General features: G+C 65.3%; 16 protein-coding genes. 13 read left to right on the top strand and 3 right to left on the bottom strand.

The window, feature by feature from the left end:
- Nucleotides 1–5 precede the first annotated feature (5 nt).
- Nucleotides 6–314, top strand: a complete 309-nt coding sequence (locus tag ACKODO_RS00585) for a HigA family addiction module antitoxin (protein WP_408981514.1) — start codon at nucleotides 6–8, stop codon at nucleotides 312–314.
- Nucleotides 315–520: 206 nt separating this feature from the next.
- On the opposite strand, the gene ACKODO_RS00580 is transcribed toward ACKODO_RS00585, so the two are convergent.
- Entirely contained in the window at nucleotides 521–1600 is a 1080-nt protein-coding gene (locus ACKODO_RS00580) for a hypothetical protein (RefSeq protein ID WP_408981513.1), read from the bottom strand.
- Between the two features lie 230 nt (nucleotides 1601–1830).
- Between ACKODO_RS00580 and ACKODO_RS00575 the strand changes: the two genes are divergently transcribed.
- The 12 genes from ACKODO_RS00575 (at nucleotide 1831) to ACKODO_RS00520 (ending at nucleotide 13832) form a co-directional block, all read left to right on the top strand.
- Complete coding sequence (locus ACKODO_RS00575) at nucleotides 1831–3075, top strand: ABC transporter substrate-binding protein (RefSeq protein WP_408981512.1); 1245 nt, start codon at nucleotides 1831–1833, stop codon at nucleotides 3073–3075.
- 205 nt (nucleotides 3076–3280) lie between these two features.
- Entirely contained in the window at nucleotides 3281–4303 is a 1023-nt protein-coding gene (locus ACKODO_RS00570; protein WP_408981511.1) for a carbohydrate ABC transporter permease, read from the top strand.
- Nucleotides 4304–4313: 10 nt separating this feature from the next.
- Entirely contained in the window at nucleotides 4314–5195 is an 882-nt protein-coding gene (locus ACKODO_RS00565) for a carbohydrate ABC transporter permease (protein ID WP_408981510.1), read from the top strand.
- Between the two features lie 110 nt (nucleotides 5196–5305).
- A complete protein-coding gene (locus ACKODO_RS00560) occupies nucleotides 5306–6361 on the top strand; it encodes an ABC transporter ATP-binding protein (protein WP_408981509.1) in 1056 nt (351 codons plus the stop codon).
- On the top strand, nucleotides 6358–6912 hold the full coding sequence (locus tag ACKODO_RS00555) for an ester cyclase (protein ID WP_408981508.1): 555 nt from the start codon (nucleotides 6358–6360) through the stop codon (nucleotides 6910–6912). Before ACKODO_RS00560 ends, ACKODO_RS00555 begins: the two co-directional genes overlap by 4 nt.
- A gap of 24 nt (nucleotides 6913–6936) precedes the next feature.
- Nucleotides 6937–8247, top strand: a complete 1311-nt coding sequence (gene hisD, locus ACKODO_RS00550; protein WP_408981507.1) for a histidinol dehydrogenase — start codon at nucleotides 6937–6939, stop codon at nucleotides 8245–8247.
- Nucleotides 8247–9020: an SDR family NAD(P)-dependent oxidoreductase gene (locus ACKODO_RS00545; protein ID WP_408981506.1), complete on the top strand. Its 774-nt coding sequence runs from the start codon at nucleotides 8247–8249 to the stop codon at nucleotides 9018–9020. Before hisD ends, ACKODO_RS00545 begins: the two co-directional genes overlap by 1 nt.
- The gene (locus tag ACKODO_RS00540; RefSeq protein ID WP_408981505.1) at nucleotides 9017–10048 is read left to right on the top strand and encodes a LacI family DNA-binding transcriptional regulator; all 1032 of its coding nucleotides are present in this window, start codon (nucleotides 9017–9019) and stop codon (nucleotides 10046–10048) included. The genes ACKODO_RS00545 and ACKODO_RS00540 overlap by 4 nt, the downstream gene beginning before the upstream one ends.
- Nucleotides 10045–11034 (top strand): ester cyclase, encoded by a 990-nt coding sequence (locus ACKODO_RS00535; RefSeq protein ID WP_408981504.1) that lies wholly within the window; start codon nucleotides 10045–10047, stop codon nucleotides 11032–11034. Before ACKODO_RS00540 ends, ACKODO_RS00535 begins: the two co-directional genes overlap by 4 nt.
- 11 nt (nucleotides 11035–11045) lie before the next feature.
- A complete protein-coding gene (locus ACKODO_RS00530; protein WP_408981552.1) occupies nucleotides 11046–12014 on the top strand; it encodes a cupin domain-containing protein in 969 nt (322 codons plus the stop codon).
- Between the two features lie 10 nt (nucleotides 12015–12024).
- Nucleotides 12025–13146 carry a cobalamin-independent methionine synthase II family protein gene (locus ACKODO_RS00525; protein ID WP_408981503.1) on the top strand — a complete coding sequence of 374 codons (1122 nt, stop codon included), beginning with the start codon at nucleotides 12025–12027 and terminating at the stop codon, nucleotides 13144–13146.
- Nucleotides 13143–13832, top strand: coding sequence for an alpha/beta fold hydrolase (locus tag ACKODO_RS00520; protein ID WP_408981502.1), 690 nt, complete (start codon nucleotides 13143–13145; stop codon nucleotides 13830–13832). Before ACKODO_RS00525 ends, ACKODO_RS00520 begins: the two co-directional genes overlap by 4 nt.
- On the opposite strand, the gene ACKODO_RS00515 is transcribed toward ACKODO_RS00520, so the two are convergent.
- Both ACKODO_RS00515 and ACKODO_RS00510 read right to left on the bottom strand, forming a co-directional pair.
- Nucleotides 13811–13999 (bottom strand): hypothetical protein, encoded by a 189-nt coding sequence (locus ACKODO_RS00515; protein ID WP_408981501.1) that lies wholly within the window; start codon nucleotides 13997–13999, stop codon nucleotides 13811–13813. The genes ACKODO_RS00520 and ACKODO_RS00515 overlap by 22 nt on opposite strands.
- Nucleotides 14000–14300: 301 nt before the next feature.
- On the bottom strand, nucleotides 14301–14696 hold the full coding sequence (locus tag ACKODO_RS00510; RefSeq protein ID WP_408981500.1) for a c-type cytochrome: 396 nt from the start codon (nucleotides 14694–14696) through the stop codon (nucleotides 14301–14303).
- Between the last annotated feature and the right edge of the window lie 66 nt (nucleotides 14697–14762).

The following is a 14762-nucleotide window of genomic DNA, read 5'->3' as shown; positions in this document are numbered from 1 at the left end:
ACATCATGCTCATGACCGAACGCAAACCGGTCAGCGTCGGCGAAATGCTCCGCGAGGAGTTCATGGAGCCGCTTGGCCTGACCCAGGGGCAACTGGCCGATGCGATGGGCGTGCAGCGCAAGCATGTCAACGAACTCTGCACCGACCGTCGCGGCATCACGGCTGATACGGCGCTCATGCTGGCGCGCGTCTTCGGCAACGGCGCCGATTTCTGGCTCAACCTCCAGCGCCGCAATGATCTCTGGCAGGCACTGCATGATCCGGCGCGCCGCCAGCGGATTGAGCGGGCGAAACCCATCGAGCGGGCAGCCTGACGGGCACCGGGCCTGATCGGCCGCGAAGCAATGCCGTCACAACCCTAGAGCGCAAACCGATCTGATTGAATCAGATCTGGCGCTCACTCTTCTTGTTTTCGCATCCGCTTTTTCCGCCAACCGGTATCCACTTGGCGGGCGGATGCTCTAACGCCATCCATTCTGCATCGGATGCCCCTTGAGGCGGGCTTCTTCCGAAGGTGGGTTTATCGCCGCAAGACCTCGCGAACGCGCCCCAGCGCATCGAAACCCATCTGCATCATCAGGTCGAGCATGTCGAGCGGAACCCAGTTCTCGCGGATCAGCCCTTCATGATGCAGGTAGAAATCCATGACGCGCATGAAGACCGGCTTGCCGGATGGCGGAAGCCCGCAGAAACCGCCGCCGGCATGCACCGCATAGACCGAGGGCCAGCCCCCGGTCACCGAAAAGGGGCCATCACCGATGCGGATGTAATGCCCCGCGCCGTGCCGCGCCCTTTCCGCCTGCACCTCGGCGAGCGTGCCTTGCGGGCGATGGAAGGCGATGCGGAACGGGAGTTGGTGCCCGTCCACGAAGCCATCGAGCCCGCGCGTGGTGCCGATGCCCGCCGGGCCATACCACATCATCCTCGGGTGCCAGTGCTCCTTCTGCGGCATGGCGATCAGGTTCTCGCGATTGAGCTTCGAGCGGTCGTCGAATTCGGCGAGCGTGCGATGCATGGCGAGGGTCTGCGCGATGCTCTCCACGGATCGGGCTGCATCGGAGGTTTCGAACCGCACGCCATCGGCCGTGAGCGGGGCGGGCCACATCTCGGGGCTGCCGAGGGGCTGCGCGATGGGCCAGAGGCCAAGCTGGCGCATGATATCGAGCACATCCCAGAGCAGGTTCGCCTGCAGAACCGCGCCTTCGGCATCGATCTCGTAGACCTCGCCATAGCGCAGATAGATCGGCCGGTTGCTGGCGGGCAGGCCCAGCCAGTCACCGCGCATCGTGCCGCAATAATGGCCGACCGCCGCGAGATAGCGGCGGTTCTGGTAGCTGCCGCCGACGAAGATCACATCCCGCCGCTCCAGATCCGGGCAGGCCTTCTTGAGCGGGGCGAATGCGCGGGCCAGCGCCTCCGCCGTGCTCGCACAGGCGTTGATGGGATGAGCCACGCGCCAGGTCGCATCCGGCCGCGCGAGCTCAGCCAGCGCCTCGCCGGTTCGCCCCTCGGATGCTTCGGCCAGCGCGGTGAGCCGCTGGTGAACGCGACGGCGCAAGGCGGCATCGGGCGAGGCGAAGGGGTCGAAATCAGCAACCATGCGGAACATCCCTGGCGGCGGGCAGAAACGGAAGAGGCGGCGGGAAACAGACGCTCAACAGGCGGGCAACAGGCTGCGCCGGCGCAGTGTTTCTCATTTTGCAAGCGTATTCAAGATTACGGTTGCATACGATTGCAGAGCATGCTTGCATGTTCCCCGACAGGCTGCCGGCGGAATGTGGCCCGGGAAGTCGGGAACGACCGGCAGCGCCACAGGGGAGGATCGGGCGCATGTCGAAGACCATGAAAACGGCTCTGTCGCTGGCGGCCTTGCTCGCGGCGGGCGCAGCCCAGGCGCAGGTGAATTGCGGCGCCACCAGCGGCCGCGTGAACATCGTCGGCAACGAATTCCCGGCCATCAGGACGGTCGCCGCCAATGCCGCGAAATGCCAGACCGGCAACCTGACCGTGAAATCGAATCTCACGGCCAATCACCAACGCATCAACCTGCCCGGCATGCAGGGCAACCCGGCGGAATACACGTCCGCCATCATCGCCACCTCGTCGATCGTGGCGCTCATCAACGAGAATGTCATCCGCCCGCTGGATGCTCTTGTTGCGGCTCACGGGCAGGACATCCCCCGGAACCAGCTCATCACCATCGACGGCAAGGTAATGGCCGTGGCCTTCATGGCCAATTCCCAGCACCTCGTTTTCCGGAAGGATATTCTGGCCCAGGTCGGGGCCGAGCCGCCCAAGACCTATGAGGACATGATCCGCATCGGCAGGCTGATCCGCGAGCGCGGCATCCTGAAGAACCCGATCGGCGGCGCCTACAAGGCGGGCTGGTCGCTCGCACAGGAATTCGTGAACATGTATACCGGCCATGGCGGCGAGTTCTTCAAGCCGGGCTCGGCGGAAGTGGCCATCAACAATCCCCGGGGCATCGCGGCGCTGAACACCATGAAGGCGCTGACCGAGCTGATGCACCCGGATTTCCTGACCCATGACAACAACGAGACGAGCGCCGAATGGAAGAGCGGCAACGTTGCGATGATGAACATGTGGGGCTCGCGCACCGGCGTGCTCATGGCGAGGGAAGGCAATGATCCCAAGGTGGCCGAGAACACCGCCGTCGGCGCCCCGATGACCGTGGGCGGGGGCGCCACGCCGGCCACCACGCTCTGGTGGGATGGCTGGACGGTGGCCCGCAACATCCCGGACGAGGATGCCCGCGCAACTTTCCTCGCGATGAAGAATGGCATCTCGCCCGCCATCCTCAATGACGAGACCATGGGCCAGGCCGTGTGGATGATCGCCGGCTACAAGCCCGCCCCGGTGAACCAGGGCGTGATGCAGACCATGGCGATGGGCGCGAGGCCCTATCCGATGCTGCCCTATATGGGCTTGCTGCATACGGCGCTCGGCGATGGCATCGCGCCTTTCCTGCAGGGCCGCAAGGACGCCGCGACGACGCTCGCCGATATCGAAAAGGCCTATAACACGGCCGCGAAGGAAAAGGGCTTCCTGAAATAAGCCCCGCCGATGGCCGATGGCGGGCTCGCCCGTCATCGCCTCCGTTCAGCCCTGTTCCGGCCATCGCCGGATGGCTGCCGCACGACTGCGACAGCGCGCCTGTGACCACGCCAATGTGACCGCACCACTGTGACCGCGCCACTGTGACCGCACCACTGTGACCGCGCCAATGTGACCGCGCCTCTTTCGGCGCGAAGGAGGAGGCATGAAACACGCGACATTCCTGCGCTTCTTCCTGCCCACCGCCACCGCGATGGCGCTGTTCATCGCGCTGCCGATTGTCTCGGTGCTGATCCAGTCGGTTCATGTCCCACATGACCGGGTCGTGGTGGAGGTGGAGAATTGCACGCCCTTCGGCTGCACGAAATCCACCGTGATCGACCAGGCTGCCACGCAGAAGCTGCGCGACGAGAAGCCGCTCGGGCGGTTCGTCGGCCTCGCGATCTACACGGATCGCTCGCATCTCGCCTTCGCGGAGATCGGCGAGGCGTGGAGCGGCGCGCGGGGCATTGGCGATTTCCTCGCCCGGGTGATGAACCTGCCCTTCTACCGGGCGCTGGCCTTCACGCTCACCTACATGGTGCTGGTGACGCCGCTCTCGATCCTGCTCGGCTTCGTGGTGGCCGTGGCGGTGAACGCCATTCCGCGGCTTTTTCGCGGACCCGTGATCTTCTTCTCGCTGCTGCCGATGATCGTGACGCCGCTCGTGGGCGCGCTGATCCTGTTCTGGATGGTCGATTCCCGCGGCATCATCGGCGCGGCGGTGCAATGGCTCGCGAATGACCCGAACCTCTCGCTGAAAGCCTCGACGCCGCTGACCTGGATCATGCTGATCGTCTATGGCACGTGGTCCACCGCGCCCTTCGCTTTCGTGGTCTATTATGCCGGCCTGCAGACCGTGCCGCAGGATTCGCTGGAAAGCGCGATGCTCGATGGCGCGACGCGCTGGCAGCGCATCCGCTACATCGTGCTGCCGCATCTCGCGCCGCTGACGGTGTTCATGTTCCTCATCAAGATCATGGACAATTTCCGCGTCTTCGAGCCGATCGTCAGCTTCAATGCGGCCGCGCATGCGCAGTCGCTCTCCTATTTCATCTATTCCGATCTCGGCGGGGAGACGCGGCTGCTCTCCTCGGCGGCGGCGACCTCGGTGCTGACGATTTCCGGCGTGCTGGCTCTGCTATCCCCCGCTCTGGTGCGCACCTGGCGCCAGTTCGGCAAGGCGTGAGGAGGAAGCCATGGCCGCACTTGCCCGGAAACGCCCCGCGACCCTGAACCTGCTGCTCGGCGGGTTCCTGATCCTCTGGCTTCTGATCGCGATCTTCCCCTTTGCCTGGACGCTCTGGGGAAGCTTCAAGGTCGAGGGTGATTTCTTCTCGAAAGCGAGCTGGCAGAACGCGCTGTTCGGCCCGCTGACGCGCCTCGAACATGGCAGCGCCTTCACCGGCGCGGGCTATCACGGGGCCTGGGTGCAGGAGGAATTCTGGCGCGCGGCGCTGAATTCGCTCATCGTCGTGGTCCTGGTGGTGGTGATCTCGCTCACCTTCGGCACGCTGGGCGGTTATGCGCTCAGCCGCTCGACCTACCCTTACGCCTTCTGGCTGCTGCTTCTGGCGCTGGTCTTCCGGGCCATGCCGCCGCTGACGCTCGTCTCGGGCTATCTGCTGCCCTTCTACCAGTGGAACCTCTGGGGCCACCTTCCCACCGCGATCATCGTGCTGGTGGCGATCAACCAGCCCTTCACCCTGTGGATGCTCACGGCCTTTTTCCGCAACATCCCCAAGGATCTGGATGAAAGCGCCCGGGTTGATGGCTGCACGCCGTTCCAGGCTTTCCGGCATGTCATCATCCCCGTCATGTGGCCGGGGGTGATCACCACGGGGCTGTTCTCGTTCCTGCTCGCCTATAACGATTTCGTTGTCACCTCGATGCTGCTCTCGAAGCAGAACCAGACGATGATCCCCAAGATCGCAAGCTTCCTCGGCACCACGCAGACCGAGGGCAACGTGATGTTCGCGGTCTCCTCGGTCGTGTCGGTGACGGCGCCGCTCTTCCTGCTGGTGATGTTCTTCCAGCGCCAGATCGTCTCCGGTCTCACGGCCGGCGCGGTGAAAGGATGAGCATGCTGCGAAAAAGTGGACACCGGTTTTTCGCGAAAAGCATGCGAAAACAAGATGATGAATCTTCGATGCGTTTTCCGGGAAATGCACAGGGCGCGAGGGTGTAAGCCATGGCTGAAATCCGGCTCGTCAACCTTTCGAAGCGCTGGGGCGCGGTCACGGGCGTCAGGAGCTGCAACCTGCATATCGCGGATGGCGAATTCCTCGTGCTGCTCGGCCCCTCGGGCTGCGGCAAGACCACGACCATGCGCATGATCGCGGGCCTCGAGGATGTCACCGAAGGCGAGATCCGCATCGGCGACCGCCTCGTGAACCATCTCGACCCCAAGGATCGCGACATCGCCATGGTGTTCCAGTCCTACGGGCTCTACCCAACCATGACGGTCTACGAGAATATCCGCTTCCCCCTGAAGGTGCGGAAGATCCCCGAGGCCGACCACCATGACCGCGTGATGCGCGCGGCGAAGACCGTGGAACTCACCGAACTGCTTGATCGCAAGCCGGCGGCGCTCTCCGGCGGCCAGCGCCAGCGCGTGGCGCTCGCGCGCGCCATCGTGCGCAAGCCGAAGGTGTTTCTCATGGATGAGCCGCTCTCGAACCTCGATGCGAAGCTCCGCGTCTCCACCCGCGCGCAGATCAAGAACCTGCACCACGAACTCAAGACCACCACCATCTACGTGACGCACGACCAGATCGAGGCGATGACCCTCGCCGATCGGGTGGTGGTGATGAACAAGGGCGAGGTGCAGCAGGTGGGCACGCCGCTCGAGATCTACGACCGGCCCGCGAACACTTTCGTCGCCTCCTTCATCGGCAACCCGGCGATGAACCTCATTCCCGGCCGGATACAGGGCGGCACATTCACCGCGCCGGGCATCGCTGTTCCGGGCCTGCTTGCGCTGGATGGACCGGTGACGCTGGGTTTCCGCGCCGAGGACGCGCAGGTGGCGGTGTCGGGCGAGATCACGGCGCCGGTCTATTCGATGGAATTGCTGGGCGATTCCTCCATGGTCACGCTGCAACTCGGAGGAGGGGCCTTCGCGGCGATCAAGACGCCGAAGGATTTCCAGGCGCGGATCGGCGCGACGCTGTCGGCCCGCGTGCCCGCCGGCCTTTGCCATCTCTTCGATGCGACCAGCGGCCAGCGGCTGGGAGGCCGGCCATGAACAAGCCGACCATGAACAAGCCGACCATGAGCAAGCCAGCCAGGAGCGAGGCGGAAGCCCATCTTGCCCGTTCGCGCGAGACGCTTGCCGTGATCCAGCGGATGGAAGCGGCGTTGGCTGCGAATTCCAACCGCATGGACGAGCATTTCCATGCCGATTTCACCTGGCGCGGCAATGTGGGCTGCGGGGTGAAGCAGGGGCTCGCGGCATTCCGGCGGAACTGGCAATTGCCCCTGCGCGCGGCCTTCACGCAACGCATCTACAAGACCGAAAAGTTCCTCGCCGATGGCGATTGGGCCTCCTGCTTCGGGCAGATCGAGGCCACGCATTCCGGCGCCTTCATGGGCATTCCGCCCACGGGCAGGCGCGTCATCATCTCCTACATGGATTTCTGGCGGGTCGAGGACGGCCGCATCGCCGATAATCCGGTTTTCGTCGATTTCGCCGCCGTGCTGGCGCAACTCGGGCGCGACGTTTTCGCGGGCGAGGGCTGGGAGGCCTTCGATCGCGCGGAGCGCATTCCTCCGGCCCCGCCGGAAAACCCCCTCTGAGGGCAGGCATTCCAGGAGCAGTTCATGGCGATCATTTCCCTGAAATCCGGCAAGCCGGCAGACCAGCGCAACGAGGACGATGCGAAGGTCCGCGCCACCGTCGAGGCGATCCTGAGGGATATCGAAACACGTGGCGACGCTGCCGTGCGCGAACTCGCGCTGAAATTCGACCATTACGCGCCTCCCGCCTTCCGCCTCACCGCTTCCGAGATCGAGGCGGCCATGGCCAGGGTCGCCCCGCGCGACATGGAGGATATCCGCTTCGCGCAGGCGCAGATCCGGCGTTTCGCCGAGGCCCAGCGCGCGAGCATGCAGGATATCGAGGTGGAAACGCTGCCGGGGGTCATCCTCGGGCATCGGCACATTCCGGTTCAGTCGGTCGGCTGCTACGTGCCGGGCGGCAAGTTCCCGATGGTCGCCTCCGCGCATATGTCGGTGCTCACCGCTTCCGTGGCAGGCGTGCCGCGCATCATCGCCTCGGCCCCGCCGGTCAATGGTGAACCGCATCCGGCCATCGTCGCGGCGATGCATCTGGGCGGCGCGCATGAGATCTACGTGCTCGGCGGCATCCAGGCCGTGGGCGCGATGGCGCTCGGCACCGGGACGATCAAGCCGGTGGATATGCTCGTCGGCCCCGGCAATGCCTTCGTGGCGGAAGCGAAGCGCCAGCTCTATGGCCGCGTCGGCATCGATCTCTTCGCGGGGCCGACCGAGACCATGGTCATCGCGGATGACACGGTGGATGCCGAGCTCTGCGCGACCGACCTGCTCGGCCAGGCCGAGCATGGCTACAATTCGCCGGCCTGCCTCATCACCCATTCGCGCCGCCTCGCGGAGGGCACTTTGGCCGAAGTGGAACGGCTTCTGAAAATCCTCCCCACCGCCGAGACCGCCGCCATCAGCTGGCGCGATTACGGCGACGTGATCCTCTGCGACAGCCACGGGGAGATGCTGCAGGTCGCGAACGACATGGCCTATGAGCATGTGCAGGTGATGACCGACCGCGATGACTGGTATCTAACCAACATGCATTCCTATGGCGCGCTCTTCCTCGGCGCGCGCACCAATGTGGCGAATGGCGACAAGGTGATCGGCACCAACCACACGCTGCCCACCAGGCGCGCCGGGCGCTACACGGGCGGGCTCTGGGTCGGCAAGTTTCTGAAAACGCACAGCTATCAGCGTGTCACCACGGATGAGGCGGCGGCGCTGATCGGCGAATATGGCTCGCGGCTCTGCATGCTCGAGGGCTTCGTGGGCCATGCCGAGCAATGCAACATCCGCGTGCGGAGATATGGCCGCCGGAACGTGCCCTACGGCGTGGCGGCGGAATGATGAGCACGGTTTTGCTTCCCCGCACCCCCTCCTTCCGGCTCGACGGCCGGCGCGCGCTCGTCACCGGCGCCTCCTCCGGCATCGGCCTTGGCGCGGCGGCAGCGCTCGCCGAGGCCGGCGCAGCGGTGACTTTGGTCGCGCGGCGGCGCGATGAACTCGAAGCCGTTGCAACGGCCATCCGCGATGCGGGCGGCAAGGCGGAGGCGCAGGCGCTGGACATCACCGATCTTGCCGCGACGGCCGCCTTCGTGGCGCAGGCCGGGCCGTTCGATGTGCTCGTCAATTCCGCCGGCATGGCGCGCCACGCGCCCGCGCTGGACACGACGCCCGAGGATTACGACGCCGCGATGAACCTCAACCTGCGCGCGGCCTATTTCCTCACGCGTGAGGTGGCGCGCGGGCTGATCGCGGCGAAGAAACCGGGTTCGCTCATCCAGGTCTCCTCGCAGATGGGCCATATCGGCGGGCCGGATCGCGCGGTCTACTGCGCGAACAAGCACGCGCTGGAGGGCATGACCAAGGCGATGGCGCTGGAATGGGCCGCGCATGGCATCCGCGTCAACACGCTCTGCCCCACCTTCATCCGCACGCCGCTGGCCGAACAAACCCTCGCCATCCCCGAGCGCAAGGCGTGGATCCTGACGAAGATCAAGCTGGGGCGCGTGGGCGAGATCGAGGATCTGATGGGCCCCATCCTGTTCCTTGCCTGCGATGCCTCGGCGCTGATGACCGGCACGCATCTCATCATCGATGGAGGCTGGACCGCGGAATGACCGGCTCCCGCCCCCTCGAAAAGGTCACGAGCGCCGATGTCGCGCGGCTCGCGGGCGTGTCGCAATCGGCGGTGTCGCGCGTCTTCACGCCCGGCGCCTCGGCCTCGCCCAAGACCGCCGCGAAGGTGCGCGCGGCTGCCGAACGCCTCGGCTATCGGCCCAATGTTCTGGCCCGCGCGATGATCACCGGGCGCAGCCGCATCATCGGGCTGGTGGTCGCCTATCTCGAAAACCAGTTCTACCCGGTGGCGCTGGAGCGGCTCTCGAGCGCGCTGCAGGATCGGGGCTATCACATCCTCATGTTCATGGCGGGGAACGCGGCGGAGAATGTCGGTCAGGTGCTCGGCGAATTGCTGGATTATCAGGTGGATGGCATCATCACGGCTTCCGTCGCGATGACAAATGATCTCACCACGCGCTGCCAGGCCGCGGGCATTCCCGTGGTGATGTTCAATCGCGGGCAGAACGATCCGCGCCTCAGCGAGGTGACATCCGACAATCGCGCCGGCGGGCGGCGTGTCGCGGAATTCCTGATCGCCGGCGGGCACAGGCGCATCGCGCATATCATGGGCTGGCAGGGTTCCTCCACCGGGCGCGACCGCGCGGAGGGGTTCCGCGAGGGCATGGCGGCGGCGGGGCTCGAACCCTTCGCGATGGTCGATGGCGAATATTCCCGCGAGCGCGCGGCCGAAGTCGCCCGCGCGATGTGTTCCGAGCCCGAAAGGCCAGATGCCATTTTCGTCGGCAATGATCACATGGCCTTCGCGGTGATCGACGAGCTGGTGCATCGCATGGGTCTTCGCGTGCCGGAGGATGTCTCGATCGTCGGCTATGACGATGTGCCCATGGCCGGCTGGGGCGCCTACAGCCTCACCACCATCCGCCAGCCGGTGGAAGCGATGGTGAATGCCACCGTCGCGACCCTGCTCGGCCAGATCGAGGGCGATTCCGAGCCGCATCATCACCGCATCGATGGGCCGCTCGTCATCCGCCGCTCCGCCCGTCTTCCCGAAGGATACCGCCCATGACCGCTTTTTCGAACCGCTGGCCGGATTTCCGTGATTACATCATCGATATCACGAAGGAGATCTGGGAAGATCGCGGCATCGGCACGCTGAACCATTATTACGCGCCCGATATTCCCGTGCGCTCGCCCATGGGCGTGAGCCGGGGCAACCAGGCGGTGATCGCCGCGACCATGGCGACCGTGAACGAATTCCCCGATCGCCAGCTCTTCGCGGAGGACGTGATCTTCTCCGCGGATGAAGCCCACGGGTTTCTCTCCTCGCATCGCATCATCTCCACCGGCACGCATCTCGCCGACGGCGCTTTCGGCCCGGCGACCAGCAAGCGCTTCCAGATCCGGATCATCGCGGATTGCGCGGCAAGGAACGACACGATCCACGATGAATGGCTCGTGCGCGATTATGGCGGCATCGTGCGCCAGCTCGGCATGGTGCCGGAGGAATATGCGCGGATGCTGATCCGCCGCGAGGGCGGCATCGAGCAGGCGAGCCGCCCGCTCACGCCGGAAACCGATCCGCCGGATGTCTACCGGGGCCGGGGCAATGCGAACCCCTGGGGCGCTCGTTATGCCGGGATGCTCACGCGCATCATGGCGGCGGATTTCAACCACATCCACACCCATTACGATCGCGCGGTGATCGGGGAATATCCCGGTGCGCAACAGGCCCTGGGCCGGAAGGCCGTGGCCGCCTTCTGGGTGGGCCTGCGCGCCTCCTTCCCCTCCGCCACCTTCGAGATCCACCATCAGATCGGCATGGAGGCGGACATGCTCTCCCCGCGTGCCGCGATCCGCTGGTCGCTCACCGGCAAGCATGAGGGCTGGGGCGCCTTCGGCCGGCCCACCGGCGCGCCGGTGCATGTGATGGGCATCAGCCATGCCGAATTCGGCCCCTTCGGCCCGGAGGGCATCGGGCTGCGCCGGGAATTCGCGCTCTACGATGAAATCGCGATCTGGAAGCAGATCCTCCTCCACACAGGTGACGCATGACCCCGCAATCGATGACCCCGCAGCAGATGGAATCCCGCATCGTTCGCTATGGCGATCTGAAGCCGTGCAAGACGGCCTTCATCGATGCCCATACGCCGGGCTCGGACCAGAAGGAGAACTTCACGATCATCGGCGCGGGTGTTTCGGAAAGCCCCGATCAGCATGTGCATATCCGCGAGACGCCGGGCTTCAACATCGGCGCGGCAGGCCAGCCGCCGAAATGCCGGAACTCGCTGCATTCGCACCGCACGGCGGAGGTTTTCTTCGTGCTCAAGGGCCGCTGGCGCTTCTTCTGGGGGCGCTGGGGCAAGGCGGGCGAGGTGGTGCTGGAGGAAGGCGACATCTTCAACATCCCCACCGGCATCTTCCGCGGCTTCGAGAATATCGGCAAGGATTACGGGATGATCATGGCCATTCTCGGCGGCGATGATGCCGGCGGCGGCGTCATCTGGGCACCGCAGGTCATCGAGGATGCGAAGGATCATGGCCTCGTGCTGGGCAGGAACGGCAAGCTCTACGACACGAGGAAGGGCCAGAGCCTTCCGCCCGATGTTCCGCCCATGCCGCTGCTGACCGAGGCGGAACTCAAGGCCTATCCCGAGCCAACCACGGCGGATGTCATCCCCCACCACGTCGCGCGCTACTGGGACCTGGTGGCACTCTCGGATCGCCAGCCCGCGAAGGTGATCGGCGCGGAAGGCAGGCTGCGCGATCGGCCGGGCTTCGAGGTGGAATTGCTGTCGCGGAATTCCATTTCGCCGGACGAATATTCGACGCCCCGCCACGAGATCCTGATGCCGATGCGCGGGCATTGGCGGTTGAGCTGGGCGGGTGGCTCGACCGTGCTCAACCCCGGCGATACCGCCGCCATTCCGCCGGGCCTCCAGCACAGCCTTGCGCCCTCGATGACGGGCGAGGCCTCGCTCTACCGCGTGCGCAACACCGATGATCCCGCCGGCGCGACCGGCCGCCTGCTGTGAGGGCCGCGCCATGACATTGCTTTCGACCCATGTCGGCTCGCTGCCCCGCTCGCAAAGGATCGTGGATTTCCTCTTCGCCCGCGAGCGCGGCGAGGACTATGATCAGGCCGCCTTCGATGCCGCGATGACCGAGGCCGTGATGGAACTGGTGCGCCGGCAGAAGGAGGCCGGCGTCGATATCGTTTCCGATGGCGAGACCTCGAAGATCTCCTACGCGACCTACGTGAAGGACCGCTACACGGGCTTCGCCGGCGACAGCCCCCGCAACGCGCCGGCGGACCTCAAGCTCTTTCCCACCTATCTCGAACGCCTCGCGCGCGAGGGCGGCACGCCGAAATATGCGCGGCCCCAATGCGTGGGGCCCGTCGTCTCGAAGGGGCAGGGCGAATTGCAGAAGGATATCGCCGCGCTGAAGGCCGCGATGGCCGTGCATGGCGTGGCGCGCGGCTTCATGAATGCCGCCTCGCCGGGCGTGATTTCGCTCTTCCTGCAGAACGTGCATTACCCCTCCCGCGAGGCCTATCTCGAAGCCCTCGCCGAGGCGATGCGCGAGGAATATCGCACGATCATCGAGGCGGGGCTCGATCTGCAGCTCGATTGCCCCGATCTCGCGCTCTCGCGCCACATGCTCTTCACGCATCTCACGGACGAGGATTTTCTTCAGGTCGCGGGCCTGCATGTCGAGGCCCTGCGCCATGCGGTGGCGGGCCTCCCGCAGGATCGCATCCGGCTGCACATCTGCTGGGGCAATTACGAAGGCCCGCATTGCTGCGATATCGACATGGCCAAGGTCTTCCCGCTGCTGATGGCCGTGCCCGCGCGCTATATCCTGTTCGAGACCGCGAACCCGCGCCACGGCCATGAATGGACCGTGTTCCGCGACCGCGCGCAGGACATCCCCGAGGACAAGATCCTCGTGCCCGGCGCGGTGGATACGACGACGAATTTCGTCGAGCATCCGGAACTCGTGCGCCAGCGTCTGGAGCGCTTCACCGACATCGTCGGCAAGGATCGCGTGATCGCGGGCTCCGATTGCGGCTTCGGCACTTTCGCGGGCTTCGGCTCGGTGGATCCCGAGATCGCCTGGGCGAAGCTCGCGACATTGAAGGAGGGCGCGCGGCGCGTGCAATGACCCCGCTGGTGCTGATCCCCGGCATGATGTGCGACGCCCGGCTCTGGGGCGACCTGCCGGCCCGGCTCGCGCGGCGCATGGTGATCCACGCGCCCTGCACGGAGGGCGAGACGATGGCGGAACTGGCGGGCTTGATCCTCGCCGGGGCGCCGCCGCGTTTCGCCCTCGCGGGCCTCAGCATGGGCGGGATCGTGGCGATGGAAATCCTCCGGCAGGCGCCGGAGCGCGTCGAAAGGCTCGCGCTGCTCGATACCAACCCCTTCGCGGAGAGCGAGACCATCCGCCAGCGCCGCCAGCCGCAGATCGATCGCGCGCTTTCGGGCGATCTCCGACACGTGATGCGCGACGAGATGAAACCGCATTACCTCGCGCCCGGCCCACGCAATGCGGCGGTGCTCGATCTCTGCTTGGAGATGGCGCTCGGCCTCGGCCCGAAGATCTTCGCCCGGCAATCGCGCGCCTTGCGTGACAGGCCGGATCAGACAGAGACGCTCTCGCGGTTCGCCGGCCCCGCCCTCGTGCTGATGGGCCGGCATGACCGGCTCTGCCCGCTTCCACGCCACGAGGCGATGCACGGGCTGATGCCGCAATCGCGTCTCGTCATCATCGAGGATGCCGGACACCTGCCAACCCTCGAAAGCCCCGAACCCACTTTCGACGCGCTTCAAACCTGGCTGGAGGCCTGATGAACCCGGATCTTCTCGCGCTCTTGCGCAAGGTCGATGCTCTCGCCATGTGCAACGGCATCGAGGTGGTGCAGGGGTGACGCGGCTTCCGGCTTGATGAAGCCTTCTGCGATATCACGCCCGAAATCGCGCTCGAAGTCGCGCTTGTCCCGGCTGCGATGGATCACCCCAGCCGCCACTCTCAATGAATGGCGTCAACTTTGCGCGGCCCGATCCATGCGCGGGTAGAGGACTTCCGAGACTTTTTTGGTTCGTCTGACAGTGCCCCGGCGGGCAAGCGATCCCCATGGGGGCTAACGGTCATCACCCGCATCGACAGGCCCGACAAATGGCCGGTCCCTGTCTCGACCCCCGATCCCTGTCTCGACTCAAAGCCAAACCCAAGGCCTGAACCAAGGGAGCCGTCCACACACGACAATTCCTACCGGAGAGTTCGAGATTTCAGAGGCTTGCAGACCCGACAACCTGTCACTGCTGGGAAAGAATCCACTTTACCAGAGTTTCGGCTTCTGCCGGCGTCAGACTTGATTGCGGGGGCATCGGCGTCTGGCCCCAGTTTCCGACGCCGCCCTTGATCACCTTTTCATTCAAGGCCTTGGCGGCTGATTCATCCTTGGCGTAGCGCTCGGCGATGGCCTTGTAGGCTGGCCCGATCATCTTACGTTCCATGTGATGGCAGGCAACGCAATTCTTGCTCCGGGCCAACTCCGGGCTGGCCAGTGCCGTCTGAGACACCAGAAGGGCGAGAGTGACCGCAGCAGCATAGTGCATTTTCATTCGACTTCCCATTATGAACGGCCCCCTCGAAAGGACCAGGTCGACCTTCAGGGCGCTCGGCCGCGCCGCCAGGGTGTCAATCAGCATTGAACATTAACCCCTGATCGGCATCGAACCTTGACCCCTCTGGGTGCAACGCGAGCAGCCGCCCGG

The sequence above is a fragment of the Rhabdaerophilum sp. genome (genome assembly GCF_046092605.1).
GTDB lineage: Bacteria > Pseudomonadota > Alphaproteobacteria > Rhizobiales > Beijerinckiaceae > Rhabdaerophilum.
This window is presented reverse-complemented; position numbering and strand designations above follow the sequence as displayed.

Excerpts from the sequence above, each read along its gene's own strand:
- ACKODO_RS00575 (WP_408981512.1), top strand. The coding sequence starts at position 1,831 with ATGTCGAAGACCATGAAAACGGCTCTGTCGCTGGCGGCCTTGCTCGCG.
- ACKODO_RS00530 (WP_408981552.1), top strand. The coding sequence starts at position 11,046 with ATGACCCCGCAGCAGATGGAATCCCGCATCGTTCGCTATGGCGATCTG.
- ACKODO_RS00540 (WP_408981505.1), top strand. The coding sequence starts at position 9,017 with ATGACCGGCTCCCGCCCCCTCGAAAAGGTCACGAGCGCCGATGTCGCG.
- ACKODO_RS00520 (WP_408981502.1), top strand. The coding sequence starts at position 13,143 with ATGACCCCGCTGGTGCTGATCCCCGGCATGATGTGCGACGCCCGGCTC.
- ACKODO_RS00555 (WP_408981508.1), top strand. The coding sequence starts at position 6,358 with ATGAACAAGCCGACCATGAACAAGCCGACCATGAGCAAGCCAGCCAGG.
- ACKODO_RS00510 (WP_408981500.1), bottom strand. The coding sequence starts at position 14,696 with ATGCTGATTGACACCCTGGCGGCGCGGCCGAGCGCCCTGAAGGTCGAC.
- ACKODO_RS00580 (WP_408981513.1), bottom strand. The coding sequence starts at position 1,600 with ATGGTTGCTGATTTCGACCCCTTCGCCTCGCCCGATGCCGCCTTGCGC.
- ACKODO_RS00545 (WP_408981506.1), top strand. The coding sequence starts at position 8,247 with ATGAGCACGGTTTTGCTTCCCCGCACCCCCTCCTTCCGGCTCGACGGC.
- ACKODO_RS00570 (WP_408981511.1), top strand. The coding sequence starts at position 3,281 with ATGAAACACGCGACATTCCTGCGCTTCTTCCTGCCCACCGCCACCGCG.
- ACKODO_RS00560 (WP_408981509.1), top strand. The coding sequence starts at position 5,306 with ATGGCTGAAATCCGGCTCGTCAACCTTTCGAAGCGCTGGGGCGCGGTC.
- ACKODO_RS00525 (WP_408981503.1), top strand. The coding sequence starts at position 12,025 with ATGACATTGCTTTCGACCCATGTCGGCTCGCTGCCCCGCTCGCAAAGG.
- ACKODO_RS00585 (WP_408981514.1), top strand. The coding sequence starts at position 6 with ATGCTCATGACCGAACGCAAACCGGTCAGCGTCGGCGAAATGCTCCGC.
- hisD (WP_408981507.1), top strand. The coding sequence starts at position 6,937 with ATGGCGATCATTTCCCTGAAATCCGGCAAGCCGGCAGACCAGCGCAAC.
- ACKODO_RS00535 (WP_408981504.1), top strand. The coding sequence starts at position 10,045 with ATGACCGCTTTTTCGAACCGCTGGCCGGATTTCCGTGATTACATCATC.
- ACKODO_RS00565 (WP_408981510.1), top strand. The coding sequence starts at position 4,314 with ATGGCCGCACTTGCCCGGAAACGCCCCGCGACCCTGAACCTGCTGCTC.